Here is an 18,678-nt window from a genome sequence, read left to right on the forward strand (position 1 = left end):
CAGCGCCGGTTGCGCCTGAAGCCGCGCCAGCAAGCAAACCTCCGCAAGCGGTTGCCGAGCCTGAACCCGTCAGGTCAGCGAAACCGAAGAAAAAGACGGGTTCCGAGTCGACCACGACCCTGGCCGGGATCTCCAGCGGAACCCGAGGTGTCCTCGGCTACCCCCTGTTCGAGGTCGGCGGAACGACTATCACACTCGGCGGAATCTTGTGGGTCGCCGGAATCCTTTTCGCCGCCTGGCTGGCCTCGCGCTGGCTTCAGCTCGGCCTTGCGCGTTACGGCAAGAATCGACCCGAAGTCAGTCGCCCGGCCCTGTATGCACTGGGCCGCGTTCTGCACTATCTGCTGATCGCCATCGGTATCGGCGTTGCACTTTCAGCAATTGGTCTCGATCTGACCAAGGTCGCGTTCTTTGCCACTGCCCTCGGCGTCGGCATTGGTTTCGGCCTGCAGACAGTCGTCAACAATTTTATTTCAGGACTGATCCTGCTGTTCGAGCGCAGTCTCAAGATCGGCGATTTCGTCGAACTCGAATCCGGTGTGACCGGCGAAGTCACCGACATCAGCATCCGCGCCACACGTGTGACGACCAACGACAACATCGATATTCTCGTGCCGAATTCGGAGTTCGTGAATGGCCGCGTGACCAGTTGGACGCTGCGCGAAACCGCGCGGCGCATCAAGGTCAAGTTTGGTGTCGCCTATGGCACCGACAAGGAACTGGTCAAGAAAGCCGCACTCGAAGCGGCGGCGACCGTGCCATTCACCTTCGCCAGCGAAGGACCGCGCCGTTCGCAGGTCTGGCTGGTCAACTTCGGCGACAACAGTCTCGATTTCCAGCTTGTGGTCTGGCTGACTGCTGACTGCCGATGCGGTGAAGCGTCCCGGGGCCGTCCAGGCCGCCTACTACTGGGCGCTGGAAGATGCGTTGACGAAGTACGGCATCGAAATTCCATTCCCGCAACGCGATCTGCATATGCGCAGCCTGTTCAACGCGACCGAAGAGGATGCGAAAAAGCTCTGGAGCGGACAAAAGAAGGCCAAGTCGGAAAAGAATCCCGAGCAGATGATGAGCGATAGCGAGCGCGAGACGCTTTCCGGCAATGATGCTCTGGACTACGCAATGTCCGAATTGCCCGAAGAAAAGCCAACCCCCAGGGAATGACATCGGCGTGATCGGCCAGCACCGATCTGCGAGCTACCGGATTGACGATTGCCCGTAGCGGATTTCGTTTGCTCTGACAGCCCCTTCAGCGGGCCAACGTGTTGACGCTCGTGACCCGGCCGTTGACCAGGTTCACCACGCGCAGCAATCGTGAGTCGCCGAAATCATAGGTCCATTCCTCGCGGCGCTGTTCGCGCCAGTTTTCAATGCTCGGTCCGGGTCGGTAGACGACGCTGTCGTGCGCCTCGCGACGCGACGCGGGTTGGCCACAACGCGCGACCAGTTCACCGCTGCTCATGCCGGTGAAGTTCATGTTGGCCCGACAACTGTCGCCGATCTCGCGCACGCCGTAGCCGAGCGTGTCGCTGCGCTCAAGGTTTCCATCCCTGAACACCAGCCGTTGCATCAATGCATTCGGCCCGAAGTTGTAGTACCAGACACTCCACTGCACCTCACGTTGGCGTTCGAGCACGCTGTCGCGGCCAACAATATCGACGCCGATCCAGCTTTCCGACCAGAACGGTTCGCCGCAGCGCTCGCGCACCTGGAAATCCCGCGCCCCGTCGACGACAACGCGATTTCCACAACGCATGGCCTGCGCAGCCGGACTGGCCAGCATCAGCAGCAGTGCAATCAGGATCCAGTTTCGCGTCATCGGCTTGTTCTCGGCAGGCGTGGCAGCATTCTATGACGTGCATTGTCACCGAATCGTTCCGCGGTGCGCTTGCTATAGTCGCTGATCGTACTCAATGGAGACATCGCGTGGCCTTCTGGAAACAGACGATCGACCTCGATCGCATCAATTCGTGGAACAGCAATACCCTGGTCGAGTATCTCGGCATGCGCGTCACCGAAATCGGTGAGGATTACGTTCGCGGCACCATGCCGGTCGACGCACGCACGATCCAGCCGTTCGGACTCCTGCATGGTGGCGCTTCGGTGGCGCTGGCGGAATCCCTTGGCAGTTTGGGCGCCAATCTGACCCTTGACGTTGGCAAGGAAATGGCCGTCGGTCTCGACATCAATGCCAACCATGTTCGCGCGGCGACCTCCGGGCATGTCATTGGCACCGCGCGGCCACTGCATCTGGGCCGCTCAACCCAGGTCTGGGAGATTCGCATTGTCAACGAAGACGACCAGCTGGTCTGCATCTCGCGCCTGACCATGGCCGTGGTGCCGCGACGTTCGCCGAAAGCCGTCTAGCGCGGACCAGGCCGGTGAGCAACGATGAAACGCCGTATGCCGGACTCAGTCCCGATCTGATTCTCGATGCGGTGGCTGCTTTCGGCTTCGAACCCGATGGACGCATGCTCGCCATGGGCAGCTACGAAAACCGCGTCTATCAGATCGGCATTGAGGACGAAACGCCACTGATCGCCAAGTTCTATCGACCGGGTCGCTGGAGCGATGTCGCGATCGATGAGGAGCACGATTTCGCCCTTGATCTGACTGACGCCGAGCTGCCCGTCGTCGCTCCACTCATCATCGATGGCGAAACCTTGCTCGACTTCGAAGGCTTCCGCTTCAGCTTGTATCCGCGCCAGGGCGGGCGCTCACCCGAGCTTGAATCGGCCGAGAACCTCGAGTGGATGGGCCGCCTGCTCGCTCGTATCCACGGCGTCGGCTCGCGCGGAAATTTCGAGCAGCGCGGATGCATCGATGTCGACACCTTCGTGCGCGAGCCGACGCAAGCCGTTCTGGACTCGGAGCTGCTGCCATCCACCCTGCATGCGCGCTACCGGGATTGCAGCGATGAACTCGCTGATCGACTGGATGAATGCATCAAGGCATTCGGCCCGGTTCGCCACATCCGTCTGCATGGCGACTGCCATCGCGGCAACGTGCTGTGGACCGATGCCGGCCCGCATTTCGTCGATCTGGATGACGCGCGCATGGGTCCGGCGGTACAGGATCTGTGGATGCTGGCACCTTCAGCGGCGGCACTCGACACCTTGCTTGAAGGCTATGCCGAATTCCGCGAGTTCGATTTCGCCGAACGCGCCCTAATCGAACCGCTGCGCATCATGCGCCAGGTGCACTGGGCCGGCTGGGTCGCGATGCGCTGGCACGACCCGGCCTTCCCGCTCGCCTTTGCCCAGGTCGGCGAAGCACGCTGGTGGGAAGAGCATTGCGACGATCTGGATGCCGCTATTGATCTACTGGTTGGAAACCTGCGCTATTGATCGGCGCGGCCTGGCAAAAATGCCGGGTTGCACGCTGCACGGATCCCGCTATTAGAGCATCCGTTCAGTGGAATTCAGCGAGTATCCTTGTCGCTTCCGGTACGATGACGCCCCGATGAACTCTGCTGCCGACAGAACCCGTGTTTCCCCACGCAGGGATGCAATGCGCCCTCTGCGCTATCTGCTGCGCGGCCCATTGGTCTTGTTGCACATCGTTTTTGCCCTGCCGCTGGCGGTGATTGCGCTGAACCCCTTGATGGCGAAGATTCCGGTCGGTCGCCTGCGCTTCGACCAATTCATGGTCAGTTGGTGGTCACGAACCCTGGTGCGCTTGTTTGGATTTCGGATTCGCAGGTTCGGCAAACCCTTGCCGGGAGCCGTGATGTATGTCGCCAATCACTTGTCCTGGCTCGATATCGAGCTCATGCACAGCCAGCGCGCAATCAGCTTCGTGGCCAAGAGTGAAATCGCCCGCTGGCCACTGGTCGGCTGGCTGGCAACCCGGGCCGGTACGATTTATCACCAGCGCGGCAGTTCCGATTCGATGGCCTCGGTGATCACACGGGTCGTCGAGCGCCTGCAAAAAGGCGAGCCGGTCGGTATCTTTCCCGAGGGCGGCACGGGCACCGGCGAGCGCGTGCGCACGTTTCACGCACGCATCTTCCAGGCCGCACTGGATGCTCAAGTGCCCGTGCAACCGGTCGCCTTGCGCTATGGCCACGACGGCCACCAGGATCCCTCAATGCCGTTCGCGCCAGGCGAGAGTTTCTTCGCCAACCTGCTGCGCATTCTCGGCAATCCATCGATGGATGCCGAAGTTCATTTTCTCGAGGCCGTCGAATCGACACCCGATGCGCGCCGCCGCATGGCCGAAGAGAGTCGCGCACGGATCGTGCGCGCGCTCGGCTACGGTGACGCTTGATTCATCCCTGACTGCGCGGCGGCCAGATTGAGTTATCAGCAATCAGCAACCCTGTTGGATCCTGTGAGCCCATGAACGCCGCCGACTACCAACCACCGCGTCTGTTGCGCAATCCACACTTGCAATCGGTACTCGCTTCGAGCGGCGTGCGTCGCCTGCTGTTTCGTCGCCGCTTGTCGCTGCTCGAGCGCGGTGCCACCGAGCACGTGCTCGATTGTGGCGATGGTGTGCGCCTGCTCGGCCTGCATACCCCGCAGCGAACGCTTGCGACAGCGCGCGGGCTGGTCGTGCTGCTGCACGGCTGGGAAGGCAGTGTGCAGTCGAGCTACGTGCTGCATACCGGTTCACGCCTGCTCGCCGATGGCTACGATGTGTTCCGCCTCAATTTTCGCGATCACGGTGCGACCCATGCTCTGAATCGCGAGCTGTTCCATTCGTGCCGCCTTGACGAGGTGGTTGGCGCCGTTGCGGCAGTGGCAAGAATGTTCCCCGAACGAGCGCTTGCCATCGTCGGCTTTTCACTGGGCGGAAACTTCGCCTTGCGCGTGGCCTTGCGCGCGCCCGATGCGGGAATTCCGCTGTCCTATGCCCTGGCGGTGTGCCCGGCGATCAGTCCGAGCGACGCGATGGACGCAATCGAGCAGGCACCGTGGTTCTACGAAGCCTATTTCCTGCGCAAATGGCGACGCTCACTGCTGCTCAAGCAACGCGCATTTCCGCAGCCGCCTCTGTTTGCACCCGCCGACATGCGCGGCAACCTGCGCGAACTGACCCGCGCGCTCGTGCTCAGGCACACTGGCTTTGAATCGATTGAAGCCTATTTCGACGGCTATTCGATTGCCGGCGACCGCCTCGCCGCGATGCGCGTGCCGACCACAATCCTGACTTCGGTCGACGATCCGATCATTCCGGTTGCTGAGTTTCGTGCCCTGACCCTGCCGCCCTGCGTCGAACTCGACATCGCCCCGGCCGGTGGCCATTGCGGCTTTATCCGCAGCCTGGCGCTGAACAGTTGGACCGAGGACTACATCGCCGACCGTATGCATAGTCATCTGCCCGCGGAAGGTGGCGATTCGTTGATTTGACTTGCATCGATCGGTCGGTAATGCGAAAACTCCCTTTTGCCCAACAGGGTATCGACGTGCCGAGCTTGCAGTCTTGGCATCTGTCCAGCGAGGGAGCGCAATGTTCGAGAAATTCACAAACCGCAGCGGTCCTTCGCGACAGCGAGGTCCGGGCCGACGCTGGCTCAATCTGTTTGGCGTGTTGATCATCGCGTTTGGCGCGCATACCGCAGCGGCGACAACCTACCATCGCGGCGAATTCAGCTTCGATGTGGCCGATCCACCGGCCTGGGTGATCGAACGCGACGTCCCCGCAAGCTGGAATGCACAAATTCCGGGTGCCGATACGGCGCAATGGCGGACCTGGCTGATCGACAGCCAGATCGACCGTCGTCACGGTCAACGGGTTCGCTACGTGGATCGCGTCATCGAGCCGGTCAGCTCGGAGATGATTCGCGATGCCGGCAAGATCCAGCTCTGGTTCAATCCCGAGTACCAGCGACTGACCGTGCACCGCATTGCAATCCGCCGCAATGGCCAGTGGCTTGATCGTCTCGTCCCCAGCGCGGTCACTCTTGCCCGGCGTGAAAGTCAGTTCGAGCAGGACATGGCCACCGGCACCGTCTCCGCATTGCTGGTGATCGACGATGTCCGCGCCGGGGATCTGGTTCGCACCACCTACTCGGTCAGCGGCATGAATCCGATCATGGCCGGGCTGGTCAACGATGAAATGCAGTTTGCCGGCCTCGATCCGCTGCTCGACAGGCGCGCGCGATTGCTGTTCGATCCGGGCACCCGAATCGCCGAACGGCGCGATCCCGGCGCGCCGCTTTCGGTGCAGAGAACCATCCCGGGCGCGCTGGAGTGGACAGCCAGCGCGCATGCCGTCGCGGCGCTCATCGACGAGGGTTCCTATCCTTTCTGGTATTCGCCGATTCCGAATATCGTGGTCGGCGTGCAGCACGACTGGGCCGAGATTGCGGCTTGGGCGCTGACTCTCTATCCAAAGCCGAAACCGCTGCCCGCAGACCTGCAGAAGCGTGTCGCCGAGTGGCGTGCCCTGCCGGATGTCGATGCGCGTATCGGCGCCGCCCTGCGTGCAAGCCAGGAAGAAGTGCGCTATTTCGGCATCGAATTGGGCAGCAACAGCCATCAGCCGAGCGAGCCCGCCGACACCTGGACGCGGCGCTATGGCGACTGCAAGGACAAGGCACGATTGCTCGTGACCCTTCTTGGTGAGCTTGGCGTCGAAGCATATCCGGCGCTGGTATCCGCGGAGTCTGAAAAGCGCGTGGCCGAGCTGCCACCGAGCGCCTCGTCATTCGATCATGTGATTGTCCAGGTACGCCTGCCCGACACCACGCTCTGGCTCGATCCGACCCAGACCCAGCAACGAGGGTCGATTCGCAACCTGTCGCCAGGAAACTACGGTGTTGCCCTGCCAGTCGCTGCAGACACCCGCGCACTGGCAACGATCACGATCCCGAAGGACAGTGTAGAGTTGCTCAAGGTCAGTGAACGTTTTCAACCGGATGCCAAAGGCGAGAGTGTCGATTATTCAATTCGTACTGAATATTACGGAGTTGGCGCTCAACGCATTCGCAGTTGGTTGCAAACCGATGGCCACGACAGCGTTGCACGAACCTATGCGGATTTCTATCGCCGCCGCTACGGAGAGCTGGAGGTCGTCGGCGAATTGCGTACACGCGAAACCGGTTCGGATGGCGGCCTGGAGATTGAACAGCACTACACCTTGAAGAAGCCCTGGCTTGCAGACACGCCAGGCCAGCGCATCCTGGAAACCGTGGCAGACCGGATTGCGGGTGAAGTCGAGTTGCCGCGCACGGCAGAGCGGACTTCGCCCTACTTCATCAACTATCCGATGCAGATCGAACATTCCACGATTTTCGAGTTGCCGAGTGGCTGGACCTGGGACTCCGCGCCAATGAAGCGCGTGGTCGAAGACAAGGGTCTGAGCTTCAGCATCAGCACGCGTCAGGCTGGCGATGAGCTGCACATCAATCGCGACTACCGCGCGCTGCGTGCCTCGCTGGAGGCCGAAGGATTCGCCGACCACTACGCATTGTTGCGTCAGGTCAATGATCTCGATGGCTGGCGCATCATTGTTTCTCCGCCGCCGCGCGATGCCGAGAAGCAGCGCAATACGCGTCTGCAGAATCTGATGCGCGGACTCCTCGATGAGCGTGGTGGACACGGCAACAAGCAGAGTGGTGACTGAGCCATGCGGCAAACAGAATTTTTGCGACATCTCGTCACCGTGCTTGTGTTCGCATTCACTGCCGTCAATCCGGCGCTTGCCCGGGAAGGCACCCTGACGGCTGCACAAAGTTGGGAGAAGAGCCTTGCGGCACCGAGCTACGGCGCGCTGATCGAATCCTACGATGTTCTGGAAAAGCTGCAGGATGACTCGGGCGACACGCGTACGGATCAATGCGCTGAATTGCAGTCAACTCTTGATCAGGCGGTGCAGAGCAATCCGGCCAGTCTTGCCTTGCAACTGGCGGCAGCCGATTGCGCAAACGTGGCCAACGACAGATCTGCCGCCGAGCGGCATACCCAAATCTTTGCCGAACTGGTCCGTCTCGCAATCGCCGAGCTACCAGCCGATTACGGCGAAACGCCCATCGAAGTGATCTCCGAATGGGATGTGATGGCCTTCATTCGCGCCTCCGGAGAGGTGCCGATTTATTACTACTACGATCAGCGCCAGGGCACATTTCCGCTCAACCTGCGCGTGGCCCTGCTCGACAGGGAGCGCGAGACCGAGCGCTGGTTGTCGTTTGATTATTTCAAAACCGCGATGCATTTTTTTCGCAACGATCCAACTGCGCGTTTTCCGCTTTTTCAGCAACAATTCGTCTATTCAGTGCTCGCGAATTGGGCAGAAAGCAGTCGCTCGATCACCCTCGATGCAAGCGCCGTACAGACGGCGCTCGAGAATTCGCCTTTGGCAGCACGCTTGCAAGCGCTGGCCAGGCTTGGTGCCCAGGGCAATATCGGTGCGGTCTTTCGCTATGCCGGCTATTGCGCCTATTCGCGTAGTGCCGATTGCGAGACCACGGCGACCGACCTGCTGTTGCCTCTGGCCGAAGTCCGCAGCGCCAGGGCAATGATCCTGCTCGCGGTATTGAAGGCCGACCCGGCGGCATCACGTGCCGATGAGAAATCCGCTCGCATCTTGCTCGACAACGCCGACCGTCGACTTGGAAACCACGTGGCGAGTGCAGAGTTTGCCGCGATCATGGACACCCGCAACGCGCGTGCCAAGCTCAGTTCGTTTGCTCGCAAGCGCCTCAAACAGGCGGGCAAGGCGGGCAATCCTGAAGCCGAATGGTTGATCGCACTGCACGAGCGGCGCGCCAATTCGTCGGGATCGAAGCTTTCGACAAAAGCCCGTGCAGGCCTGATGCATGCCGCGCAAAGCGGTTTTCCCAATGCCGAAGCTCTGCTTGCCAGCGAACTTTGGCGTGAGGGCGACAAGGCGCAAGCCATTCGCTGGATGCAGGTAGCTGGCGCGCACCGGTCGGTCAGCGCGCAGTCCTGGCTGGCCATGGCGTATGCCGACGGCAATGGCGTGGAGACTGATCTGGACAAAGCCACCTACTGGCGTCAGCGTGCCGCGCGCAATGGCGATATTGAATCGATGCTGTGGCTGGCCGGGCACTATCGCAAGGCTGACCAAACGGTTGAAACCCGCCAGCTTCAGGAGGGCTGGCTGCTCTCGGCTGCCGCCACCGACAATGTCGACGCCATGATCGCGCTTGCCGACCTCTATCGAATCGGCGGCGAGGGTCTCAAATCCGGCCCCGTCCTTGCCGAGAGGCTGTATCGGAAGGTCCTTGAAACGCAGGATCGGGCGGACGCACGGCGCGGCTTGGCGGCCTTGTTGTTTGGCACTGACGGAGTTGAGCAAAATCGCGATGAAGCGCGCAAATTGCTGAATGCGGATGCCGAGAAGGACGATCCTCTGTCGCAGACCGATCTGGGCGTGCATATCATCAATGGCGATTTCGGCACGATCGATCAGACCGGCCGGGCCTGGTTGAAAAAGGCATCCGATCGTGGTGATGCGCGCGCCTCGGCCAACCTCGGTATCGCCCTCTATTACGACAGTGATGGCGGTGGCCGCGACCCGGCCGCAGCCATCGTCTACTTGAGCAAAGCGGCTGAAAATGGCAATGACGACGCACGCAACAATCTGGCCTGGGTGCTTTGCACGGTTGATCAGGAACCGCTGCGTGATCCGCAACGAGGTCTGAGCGTTATCCGGGTCCTGATCGGGGAGAGAAGCGTGAATCCCGTGGCCTGGATAGACACTTACGCCGCCTGTCAGGCTGCTTCAGGCCACTTCGATGAAGCAGTCCGCCTCGAAGAGCAAGCCATCGCGGCAGCACGAAAAAACAATCCATCAAACCTGAAGGCGATCAAGCGCCTCGAGACGTATGCCGCGGGCTACCGCAAGAGCCAGCCGCTCATCGAACACCCAGCCAGAAAATAGTCGATCAGTCCGCCGGGACGGTACGTCCACGCGCCCACTCACGCAGCGCCGTGACGCGATCGGCCATCATCACCGACAACGGCCGGGTCAGGCCTGACTCTTCGACCAGATGCCGGGTCGCCAGCGGCACATCTTCGGCAACCGCGGTGTACAACGCGGCAACCACGAGCTGTTCGATTTCCGCCCCCGAAAAGCCATCAGTGACTTCAACCACCGCAGCGAGATCGAAATCGGCGGGTTTCAATTCACGTTTTTCGAGATGAATGCGCAGCACTTCGCTGCGCACCTCGGCGCTCGGCAGATCGACGAAAAAGATTTCGTCGAAACGTCCCTTGCGCAGCAGTTCGGCGGGCAACACCGAGACATCATTGGCCGTGGCCACGAGGAACACATGTCCCTTGTGTTCAGCCATCCAGGTCAGGAGATACCCGAGGACACGGCGCGAGACACCATCGTCGCTGCTTTCGCTGGCCAGCGCCTTTTCGATTTCATCAAGCCAGAGCACGCACGGCGACAGCATCTCCGCATTTTTCAGCGCGGAGCGCAGATTGCGTTCGGTTTCACCGTGGTACTTGTTGTACAAAGTGCCAATATCGAGTCGCAGCAGGGGCACGCCGAAGCCGCCGGCGACGGCCTTGGCCGCCAGCGATTTGCCGCAGCCCTGCACGCCAAGCAAGAGAATGCCTTTCGGCGGATCGAGCTTGATCTTGCGATTCTGACCGGTGAATGCCGGTACGCGTTGCTGGATCCAGCGCTTGAGCCTGGCCAGTCCGGCGACATCGGCAAAGCGTGCAGTTTCGTATTCGAAATGCAGCAGGTTGTCGCGGTCGAGCAGCTCGAACTTGGCCTGGGCCAGATTCGGCAGGTCGGCGGGGCCGAGCGCGCCATCGTTGTAAATCAGCTTGCGCACGATGCGGCGTGCATCAGCCAGGGTCAGGCCGGTCAGATTGCGCACGATGGTGCGCGCGGAGTCGGCATCCACTTCAACGCGTCGACCGCTGTTTTCACGCGAATAGCTGAAGGCTTCCTCGCGAACCAGCGCGGCGAGTGCCTGACTATCCGGCAAGGCCAGTTCAAATCGTGTCGACATCGCCGCAAGATCGTCGGGCAACTCGAATTTCGAGCCGACCAGAACCAGGGTGTGCTCGGCGCTGGATTGGCGCAGGACGATTTCGCGCATCAGGCGCAAGGTCATCGGATAACGCAGATAGGGCTGAAAATCGAGCAGCAGGAAGACGCCGGATTCGGTGCGTTGCTTGATCGAGGTCAGGGTCAGGGTGGCATCCGGGACTGAATATTCGCCGTCATCGTCCATATCGATGCGACGCAGCCCATCGGTAATGCTCCAGGTGAACAATGGGCGCAGGGATTGCGCGATCGCGTGGCGGAAACTCGCGATCACGCGGCCCTCTTCGACTGACTCAATGACCAGCAACGGCGTGCGTGCGCGCAACAAAGTGGTCAGATCCTGATTGACGCCCATTGATTTCGCACCGCCCCGCCAACATTAAGCGCGAAAGCCTATCACGCCAGCATCCGGCATAATGGGCGTTTCCCTCGCGCCGCTCGCGGCGCCCAAAGACATAGAAGATCATGCTTAGAGAAGCTATCGAACACCATCGCCAGGGCCGTTTGCCGGAGGCTGAAACCGCCTATCGCGAAGCCCTCGCCACGAATTCATCCGACAGCGAAGCATTGCGCGGCCTGGCCGCGGTGCGCCGATCGCGCGGTGATCTGGCCGAATGCATCCAACTGGTCACACGCGCCCAGGAGCTTGCCCCGGATCAGCCCGCCCTGCTGCATTTGCTTGGATCGGTGCAGTTCGAGGCCAGCAATATCAACGCCGCGCGCGAAGCCTATGAACGCGCCCTGGCCCTGGACCCGAACCTGGCTGGCGCGCACACGGCGCTGGGTCACATCGCCATGATGAATGCCGACAACACCCTCGCCGGACAGCATTTTCGAACCGCGTTGCGTGTCGAAGAGGATCCGCAGGCGCTCAGTGGTCTCGGCATCCTGGCGCTGAGCAATGCGGATGTCGAAGGCGCGCTGAAATATCTCACCCGCGCCGCCGACCTGGCCCCGAATGATGCTTCAATCGCCTTCAATCTCGGTCGAGTCTTCGCCGCACGCGGCATGGCCGCGTTTGCCGAGCAGGCGTTTCGCAATGCCTTGCGCCTCAATCCGGGCCTGCCACACGCCAACAATGCGCTGGGCCAGCTGCTGATCCAGGACAAGCGCGTCGCTGAATCCGAGCCGTATTTTCGCGCCCTGGTTGGCGTTAGCGGGTTCGAGTTGGCTGCCGACCTGGGTCTCGGCGACGTCGCACGCATGCAGGAGCGATACGAGGATGCCGCCGAAGCGTACCGGCACGCACTCACCATCAAACCGGATCACGAACCCTGCTTTGAGGCCTTGTTGTGGTCGCTGGGCAAGCTCGAACGCAATGCTGAGGTCATGAAGTTGCTCGATCAGCGGATCGAGGACTTCCCCGATCAGCCGCGCTGGCGTGCAACCCGGGCACGCATCCGCGCCAGCAGCGCCCGCTACGTCGAAGCGGCCAGCGACTGGCAAGCGCTGCGCGATCGCGAGCCGAAAAATGCCGAAGCGGCGATCGAACTGGCCCTGATGCGAGAGCGCAATGGCGAGTACGAGCTGGTTGACCAGCTCGTCGAAGCCGCGGTCGCGCTGGCGCCCAACGATCCCCTGCTGACCTCGATCCGCGTTCGTTCACACATGCGCAAAGGCGAAGAGAGCGCAGCGCGCGAACTGCTGGCGACCATCCCACTGAGCAAGATCAATGAAGATCTGGCACGCACCTGCATGAATCTTCATGGCCAGTTGCATGACCGGGCCGGCGACGTGGACAAGGCGGTCGAGTATTTCCGTGAAGCACAGAACGGCTTGCGCGGCATGCTTCCGAAACTCGAAACGCTGCCCGAAAACATCGGCGACGCGCTGGCCAAGCCCACTGGCGATGCCTGGAAACATGCACCGATCCTGCTGATCGGAGCGCCCGGCAGTGGCGTCGAACGCATTGCCGCCCTGCTCGCTGACCAGGCAGATGTGAACGTGTTGCGAGATCGCGTCCAGGGATTGCGCAACGATTGTTTCGACGCGGCTCCGGTCGATTTGAGTATCGAGGAAACACCGAGTGCCGACATCGAGGCACACCGGGAAGCCTATCTCGGCAGCATGCGCGCACGCGGCCTGGATCTCGACAAACCACTGGTCGACTGGATTCCGCGTTTTGATGCGCACTATCTTCTGGTTGCCCATCGCATCATGCCCGGCACGCGGGTCATCCTGGTCGACAACGACCCGCGTGACGCCCTGCTCAACTGGCTGGGTTTCGGCTGGTTGCCGCATGCCGGCCTCAACAATTTCGACTCCTGCGTCGACTGGATGGGCCGCGCCCTGAGCCATCTGCGCCTTGCCGCCAGTGAGGGCAGCTTGCCGCATCTGGTCATCAATGCTGACAAAGTGCTCGCCGATCCGGCCAAGGCCGGTGCCGAACTGGCGCGTTTTGTCGGCATCGAATCCGTGCAACCCGGAAACCTCAGTCAACGTCTTGAACGTGGCCCGGGCGGCCTGCCGACGCGTTTTGCCGCGGGTCATTGGCAAACCTACTCTGAAGTCTTGGCCGACGCCTTCGCCAAGCTTCCGAACTGATCAGGATTCCGGAGAACACCATGCATATTCGCAGCAAGAGTTTTCACGACATGCAACCGATCCCTGCCGAATTCGCGTTCGGCAAACCCGGCCCGAATGGTGAACCCTGCGTGTTCTCGGACAACCGCAACCCGCACCTGACCTGGAGCGATGTGCCCGATGGCACGCGTTCGTTCGTACTGACCTGTATCGATGTGGATGTGCCGAGCGTCGGTGACGATGTCAATCAGGAAGGCCGCAGCGTGCGCTCGAGTCTGCCGCGCACGGAGTTCGTGCACTGGTTGATGATCGACATCCCTGCCGAGTTCCGCGAGTTCGGCGAAGGTGCTTGCGGCGAAGGCGTGGTCGCCCGTGGCAAGCAGGAAACCTTCGGCCCGCCCGGTTCGAAACAGGGTATCAACGACTTCACCGGCTGGTTCGCCGGCGATGCCGAGATGAGCGGTGACTACTACGGCTACGACGGCCCGTGCCCGCCGTGGAACGATGAACGTCTGCACCACTACCACTTCCGCGTCGCCGCCCTTGATGTCGCCTCACTTGGCCTCAAAGGTCGATTCGAAATCGGCGACGTGCGCAAGGCGATGCAAGGCCATGTGCTGGGCGAAGCCGAGATTGTCGGTACGTATTCGCTGAACGCGGCATTGCGCCGCTGACTGTGCACTGGTGATCGGGACCGCAGGGCGAAAACCGCCCTGCGAATTCAACTCCCGGGCATCCATAGCAACAACGCCGCGCCGAGCGCGATCCGATACACCGCAAACGCATTGAACGTATGCGTGCGGATATAGTCGAGCAACCACTTGACCGCGATGAAAGCGGTGATCGTCGCGGCAACAAAGCCGACGCCAATGGCCAGCCAGTCTTCCTGCAAGCCGCCGCCTTTCAACTGCTTGAGAATTTCATAACCGCTGGCGGCATACATGGTCGGAATGCCGACCAGAAACGCAAATTCGGTGGCCGCGGCGCGATTGTTGGTGCCGGCCAGCATGGCGATGAAGATCGTTGCTGCCGAGCGTGAGGTGCCAGGAAAAATCGCCGCGACAATCTGGGCGAGGCCAACGAGAATCGCAACCGTCCAGGTAATTCTTTCACTTGGGGGTCGCCGTGCACTGATGAACTCCGCGGCGAAGATCCAGAAGCCACCGACGATCAGGGCGATGGCAACGGGTGTGACCGTGTCGGGCAGCGAAAAATCGAGCGCTGCGACCACGAGTCCGAGCGCTGCCGTGATACCGAAAGCCACGATCAGTTTGAGCAAATAGTCACGATTGGCTGCCTCGCGCCAACCGGTTGCCAGTTCCCACAGGCGTTTCCAGTAGATCAGGGTCACGGCAAGAATCGCACCGGCCTGGATCACGATATTGAAGGTATCCGAGCGCGCGCCGAGCCAGTGCTGGGCGATCAGCAAGTGGCCGGTGCTGGAAATCGGCAGGAATTCGGTAATGCCCTCGATGATGCCGAGCAGGATGATGTTGATCAGATCAGACACGCGGGTGTTCCGATGACGAAAGGGCGCAAGCATAGGGCACAAGTCCCACTGTGAGTGAATCGCTCACGCTCAGCGTTGCCTTGAGTTGCACAGGATTACGGTCGGTGGGAGCATTCCGTTCCGGAAACCCGCTCAAACGCGCCGCTCGTCGCTACGAGGATGAGCGCAGGAATGTCACCGGCTCGCGTCTGGGTGGCGTCGGCCACCTGAGAATTTGCGCTGGCGGAAGCTCGCAGAGTCAGGACGGCAGCCAGTACCTGGCTGCGGTCGAGCAACTCGCCGACGATTATTTCAGCAACGACGGCGCCAGCGTGCGGATCGGTCCGCTGTTGCAGCCAACGGATGATCCGGTCAGCAATTCATCGGCTGATTGAAGCGTCATCGAACTCCCGATGTGACAATGATCCCTACGCGTTCATGCGAGAATTGGCCGCTTTGACGCGCCTGCCAGCGCGCCATCCCATTTGCCAATCAGGAGTCTCCATGTCCATCGCCAACGTGCTCAAGCTGATCGAGGATCACGAGATCGAATTCATCGATCTGCGTTTCACCGACATCCTCGGCAAGCAGCACCACGTCAGTTATCCGGCGCATGCGGTCGACGAGTCGTTCTTCGAGGATGGCAAGATGTTCGATGGCTCCTCGATCGCCGGATGGAAGGGCATCAACGAGTCGGACATGGTCCTCATGCCCGATCCGGAAACCGCGATCCTCGATCCGTTCATGGCCGACCCGACCCTGATCCTGACTTGCGATGTCCTCGAACCTCACACGATGCAGGCTTACTCGCGCGACCCGCGTTCGCTTGCGCGCCGCGCCGAAGCGTTCCTCAAATCGACTGGCATCGCGGATACCGCGTTCTTCGGCCCCGAACCGGAATTTTTCGTGTTTGATTCGGTGCGTTGGCAAAACGACATGGGCAAGACCTCGTTCGAGGTCAATTCCGAAGAGGCCGCATGGTCTTCGAACCAGCGCTTCGAGGCTGGCAACAGCGGCCATCGCCCCGGCGTCAAGGGTGGTTACTTTCCGGTACCGCCGGTGGATTCGCTGCAGGATCTGCGCAGTGAAATGTGCAAGATCCTCGACCGCATCGGTCAGGTCGTCGAGGTCCACCACCACGAAGTCGCGACCGCCGGCCAGTGCGAGATCGGCATGCGCTTCAATACTCTGGTGCGCAAGGCCGATGAGTTGATCGCGATGAAGTACGTGATCCGCAACGTCGCCCATCAATACGGCAAGACGGCCACTTTCATGCCCAAGCCGCTGGTCGGCGACAACGGCTCGGGTATGCATGTGCATCAATCACTGGCCAAGGGCGGCGTCAATATATTTGCTGGCGATCTCTATGGCGGTCTTTCGCAGACCGCGCTCTGGTATATCGGCGGAATCTTCAAGCATGCGCGCGCGATCAACGCCTTCAGCAATTCCTCGACCAACAGCTACAAGCGCCTCGTACCGGGTTTCGAGGCACCGGTGATGCTCGCCTACTCGGCACGCAACCGCTCGGCCAGTTGCCGCATTCCGTTCGTCAACAATGCCAGGGGCCGACGTATCGAGATTCGCTTCCCGGATCCTGTCAACAGCGGCTATCTGACTTTCTCCGCCCTGCTCATGGCCGGTCTCGATGGCATCCTCAACAAGATCGACCCGGGCGCGCCGTCGGACAAGGATCTCTACGACCTGCCACCCGAGGAGGAAAAAAACATCCCACAAGTCTGCTCAAGCCTCGACCAGGCCCTCGAAGCCCTCGACAAGGATCGCGCCTTCCTCACCGCAGGCGGCGTGTTCTCGGATGATTTCATCGATAGCTATATTGATTTGAAGATGCAGGAGGTCACCCGTTTCCGCGCCGCGACACATCCGATCGAATATCAGATGTACTACTCGATCTGAGCATGCCAATCGCACGGAGCGTCATCCACTGGGGGCCAGCAACATGATTGACAAAAGTAAAAACATGCCGGTGCAACGCGCGCTCGAGCTTCTGCGTGGGCTGACCCCTGCGGCGGACGCGGCGTCGCTCATCGAGCGTTTGCAGGCGGGAACATCCAGCGAGAGCGAGTGGCAGGATTCCGGCGAACTGCTGTTGCACAACGACGCTTCCGCGGCCGTTTCGCTGCTTGCTGCCGCCGTGGATTCAATGCCGGAATCACCCGGCTTGCACTACCTGCTCGGCAACGCCTTGCGCGTGAGCGCACGCGCCGACGAGGCCGAATCTGCATTGCGCAAAGCGTTGTTGCTGGATCCTGCGCATGCCAATGCGAGTACCTCCCTGGCCCACCTGTTGCGTGAACAAGGCCGCATGAAAGCCTTGGCCGAAGTGATGCAGAACGCGTGGCGGAATCAACCTCGCACGCTGGAGAATGATCAGAAGATTCTCGCGTTCCTGTGCCAATGTGAACGCTTTGCCGAGGCCGACTCGCTGATCCCGGCAATGCTCGCAGCACACCCGCAGGATCCCTTCCTGCTGCGCCAGGCCGGGGAGATCGCTCTCGTTCTCGGCCGATTCGACGAAGCGCGCAAACATCTGCGCTCAAGCCTCGACGCCGACCCAAAGCAGGCTTCTGCCTGGCTGCGCCTCGCCCATACGCATCGCTTCACCGATGCCGATGACGCAGACGTTTCCCTTTTCACCGCAGCAACGAAACGATCGGATCTGGGTATCGAGGTTTCAACGTCGATCGGCTTCGGTCTGGGCAAGGCGCTCGACGACCTCGGCCGCTTTGACGAGGCGGCGACGGTCTTCAATCGCGCCAATTCCGACTGGCGAAGCAGCCACCCCTGGGATGCTGGCGCCTGGCAGCAATTCGTCACCACGCAGACAAATTCGCTCGCTCAGATTCGCGCCCGCAACGACAGTCGCAGTGACAGCGACATCACGCCGGTCTTTATCGTCGGCCTGCCACGCTCCGGCACCACCCTCGTCGAAAGCCTGCTAACTCGTGATGCACAGGTGCGGGGTCGTGGCGAACTGAACTGGATGGCTCCCCTCGCGCGTCAGCTCGGACCCAATCCTTCAGCAGCAATGCTCACTTCCGCAGCCGATTTCCTGCTCGCCCAGCTTCGTCAGGACGATACCCCGGCGCGCTTCATCATCGACAAGAATCCGCTCAACTTTCGCCACCTCAGTTTGATCAACGCGATGCTTCCAGGGGCGAAGATCATCCATTGCCGGCGCAATCCGCGGGACACCGCGCTGTCGCTGTGGAGCCAGCATTTCGCCCATGAGGATCTTGCCTGGAGCTACGATTTCGCCGACATTGGCCACTACATGGGTGGATACGATGCGCTGATGACGCATTGGCATCGCGTGCTGCCGAATCCCGTGTTCACGCTCGACTACGAAACCCTGGTCGAAGATTCCGAAGCCAGCATTGCGCAGGTGCGCGCATTTCTCGGCCTCGAAGCGACGTCGACACCGCCGGCTCAGGAGCACACCCGAACGATCACCACGGCCAGCACGTGGCAGGCGCGGCAGGAGGTTCACCAGAATTCGGTCGGCCGCTGGCGTCACTATCAGGCGCATCTACCGGGCCTTCTTGCCATCGCCGAACGCTGAGCCGACAAGCCCCTTGAAAATGTGACGCAGTTATCATTCACTGAGTGATCCAGCCGCGCGGAATCGGCCTGCCGAGCGTGCATGCTGAATGTCAGGAAATCGACCG

General features: G+C 61.0%; 15 protein-coding genes. 12 read left to right on the plus strand and 3 right to left on the minus strand.

Annotated features, from left to right (window positions below; translation table 11 throughout):
• Positions 1 to 1,079 (plus strand): mechanosensitive ion channel family protein (locus tag VFN25_RS13190; protein ID WP_325142651.1); only part of this gene is annotated, 1,079 nt, incomplete at its 5' end.
• Positions 1,080 to 1,249: 170 nt separating this feature from the next.
• Here VFN25_RS13190 and VFN25_RS13195 read toward each other — a convergent pair.
• Entirely contained in the window at positions 1,250 to 1,819 is a 570-nt protein-coding gene (locus VFN25_RS13195) for a DUF2845 domain-containing protein (protein ID WP_325142652.1), read from the minus strand.
• A gap of 107 nt (positions 1,820 to 1,926) precedes the next feature.
• Between VFN25_RS13195 and VFN25_RS13200 the strand changes: the two genes are divergently transcribed.
• From VFN25_RS13200 to VFN25_RS13225, 6 genes are all read left to right on the plus strand, one after another.
• Positions 1,927 to 2,367 carry a hotdog fold thioesterase gene (locus VFN25_RS13200; RefSeq protein WP_325142653.1) on the plus strand — a complete coding sequence of 147 codons (441 nt, stop codon included), beginning with the start codon at positions 1,927 to 1,929 and terminating at the stop codon, positions 2,365 to 2,367.
• A gap of 14 nt (positions 2,368 to 2,381) precedes the next feature.
• Entirely contained in the window at positions 2,382 to 3,347 is a 966-nt protein-coding gene (locus tag VFN25_RS13205; protein WP_325142655.1) for a serine/threonine protein kinase, read from the plus strand.
• Positions 3,348 to 3,510: 163 nt separating this feature from the next.
• Entirely contained in the window at positions 3,511 to 4,269 is a 759-nt protein-coding gene (locus tag VFN25_RS13210; protein ID WP_325142656.1) for a lysophospholipid acyltransferase family protein, read from the plus strand.
• A 71-nt stretch (positions 4,270 to 4,340) separates the two neighbouring features.
• Positions 4,341 to 5,354: a YheT family hydrolase gene (locus VFN25_RS13215; RefSeq protein WP_325142658.1), complete on the plus strand. Its 1,014-nt coding sequence runs from the start codon at positions 4,341 to 4,343 to the stop codon at positions 5,352 to 5,354.
• 100 nt (positions 5,355 to 5,454) lie between these two features.
• Positions 5,455 to 7,572, plus strand: coding sequence for a DUF3857 domain-containing protein (locus VFN25_RS13220; RefSeq protein WP_325142660.1), 2,118 nt, complete (start codon positions 5,455 to 5,457; stop codon positions 7,570 to 7,572).
• 3 nt (positions 7,573 to 7,575) lie between these two features.
• Positions 7,576 to 9,852 carry a tetratricopeptide repeat protein gene (locus VFN25_RS13225; RefSeq protein WP_325142662.1) on the plus strand — a complete coding sequence of 759 codons (2,277 nt, stop codon included), beginning with the start codon at positions 7,576 to 7,578 and terminating at the stop codon, positions 9,850 to 9,852.
• Positions 9,853 to 9,856: 4 nt separating this feature from the next.
• Here the strand turns inward: VFN25_RS13225 and VFN25_RS13230 are convergent, their stop codons facing one another.
• Complete coding sequence (locus VFN25_RS13230; protein ID WP_325142664.1) at positions 9,857 to 11,335, minus strand: AAA family ATPase; 1,479 nt, start codon at positions 11,333 to 11,335, stop codon at positions 9,857 to 9,859.
• A gap of 110 nt (positions 11,336 to 11,445) precedes the next feature.
• Here VFN25_RS13230 and VFN25_RS13235 point away from each other — a divergent pair, with 110 nt between their 5' ends.
• Positions 11,446 to 13,524 carry a tetratricopeptide repeat protein gene (locus tag VFN25_RS13235; protein ID WP_325142667.1) on the plus strand — a complete coding sequence of 693 codons (2,079 nt, stop codon included), beginning with the start codon at positions 11,446 to 11,448 and terminating at the stop codon, positions 13,522 to 13,524.
• Positions 13,525 to 13,544: 20 nt separating this feature from the next.
• Positions 13,545 to 14,177: a YbhB/YbcL family Raf kinase inhibitor-like protein gene (locus VFN25_RS13240; protein ID WP_325142668.1), complete on the plus strand. Its 633-nt coding sequence runs from the start codon at positions 13,545 to 13,547 to the stop codon at positions 14,175 to 14,177.
• Between the two features lie 47 nt (positions 14,178 to 14,224).
• Here the strand turns inward: VFN25_RS13240 and VFN25_RS13245 are convergent, their stop codons facing one another.
• Positions 14,225 to 15,013, minus strand: coding sequence for an undecaprenyl-diphosphate phosphatase (locus VFN25_RS13245; RefSeq protein ID WP_325142671.1), 789 nt, complete (start codon positions 15,011 to 15,013; stop codon positions 14,225 to 14,227).
• Positions 15,014 to 15,117: 104 nt separating this feature from the next.
• Between VFN25_RS13245 and VFN25_RS13250 the strand changes: the two genes are divergently transcribed.
• The 3 genes from VFN25_RS13250 (at position 15,118) to VFN25_RS13260 (ending at position 18,572) form a co-directional block, all read left to right on the plus strand.
• Entirely contained in the window at positions 15,118 to 15,387 is a 270-nt protein-coding gene (locus VFN25_RS13250) for a hypothetical protein (protein WP_325142673.1), read from the plus strand.
• A 109-nt stretch (positions 15,388 to 15,496) separates the two neighbouring features.
• The gene (gene glnA / locus VFN25_RS13255; RefSeq protein ID WP_325142675.1) at positions 15,497 to 16,906 is read left to right on the plus strand and encodes a type I glutamate--ammonia ligase; all 1,410 of its coding nucleotides are present in this window, start codon (positions 15,497 to 15,499) and stop codon (positions 16,904 to 16,906) included.
• Positions 16,907 to 16,949: 43 nt separating this feature from the next.
• Complete coding sequence (locus VFN25_RS13260; RefSeq protein ID WP_325142677.1) at positions 16,950 to 18,572, plus strand: tetratricopeptide repeat-containing sulfotransferase family protein; 1,623 nt, start codon at positions 16,950 to 16,952, stop codon at positions 18,570 to 18,572.
• Positions 18,573 to 18,678: the final 106 nt, after the last annotated feature.

The organism is Dokdonella sp., from assembly GCF_035703485.1.
Taxonomy (GTDB): domain Bacteria; phylum Pseudomonadota; class Gammaproteobacteria; order Xanthomonadales; family Rhodanobacteraceae; genus Dokdonella.

Excerpts from the sequence above, each read along its gene's own strand:
- VFN25_RS13195 (WP_325142652.1), bottom strand. The coding sequence starts at position 1,819 with ATGACGCGAAACTGGATCCTGATTGCACTGCTGCTGATGCTGGCCAGT.
- VFN25_RS13210 (WP_325142656.1), top strand. The coding sequence starts at position 3,511 with ATGCGCCCTCTGCGCTATCTGCTGCGCGGCCCATTGGTCTTGTTGCAC.
- VFN25_RS13215 (WP_325142658.1), top strand. The coding sequence starts at position 4,341 with ATGAACGCCGCCGACTACCAACCACCGCGTCTGTTGCGCAATCCACAC.
- VFN25_RS13220 (WP_325142660.1), top strand. The coding sequence starts at position 5,455 with ATGTTCGAGAAATTCACAAACCGCAGCGGTCCTTCGCGACAGCGAGGT.
- VFN25_RS13225 (WP_325142662.1), top strand. The coding sequence starts at position 7,576 with ATGCGGCAAACAGAATTTTTGCGACATCTCGTCACCGTGCTTGTGTTC.
- VFN25_RS13230 (WP_325142664.1), bottom strand. The coding sequence starts at position 11,335 with ATGGGCGTCAATCAGGATCTGACCACTTTGTTGCGCGCACGCACGCCG.
- VFN25_RS13235 (WP_325142667.1), top strand. The coding sequence starts at position 11,446 with ATGCTTAGAGAAGCTATCGAACACCATCGCCAGGGCCGTTTGCCGGAG.
- VFN25_RS13240 (WP_325142668.1), top strand. The coding sequence starts at position 13,545 with ATGCATATTCGCAGCAAGAGTTTTCACGACATGCAACCGATCCCTGCC.
- glnA (WP_325142675.1), top strand. The coding sequence starts at position 15,497 with ATGTCCATCGCCAACGTGCTCAAGCTGATCGAGGATCACGAGATCGAA.
- VFN25_RS13260 (WP_325142677.1), top strand. The coding sequence starts at position 16,950 with ATGATTGACAAAAGTAAAAACATGCCGGTGCAACGCGCGCTCGAGCTT.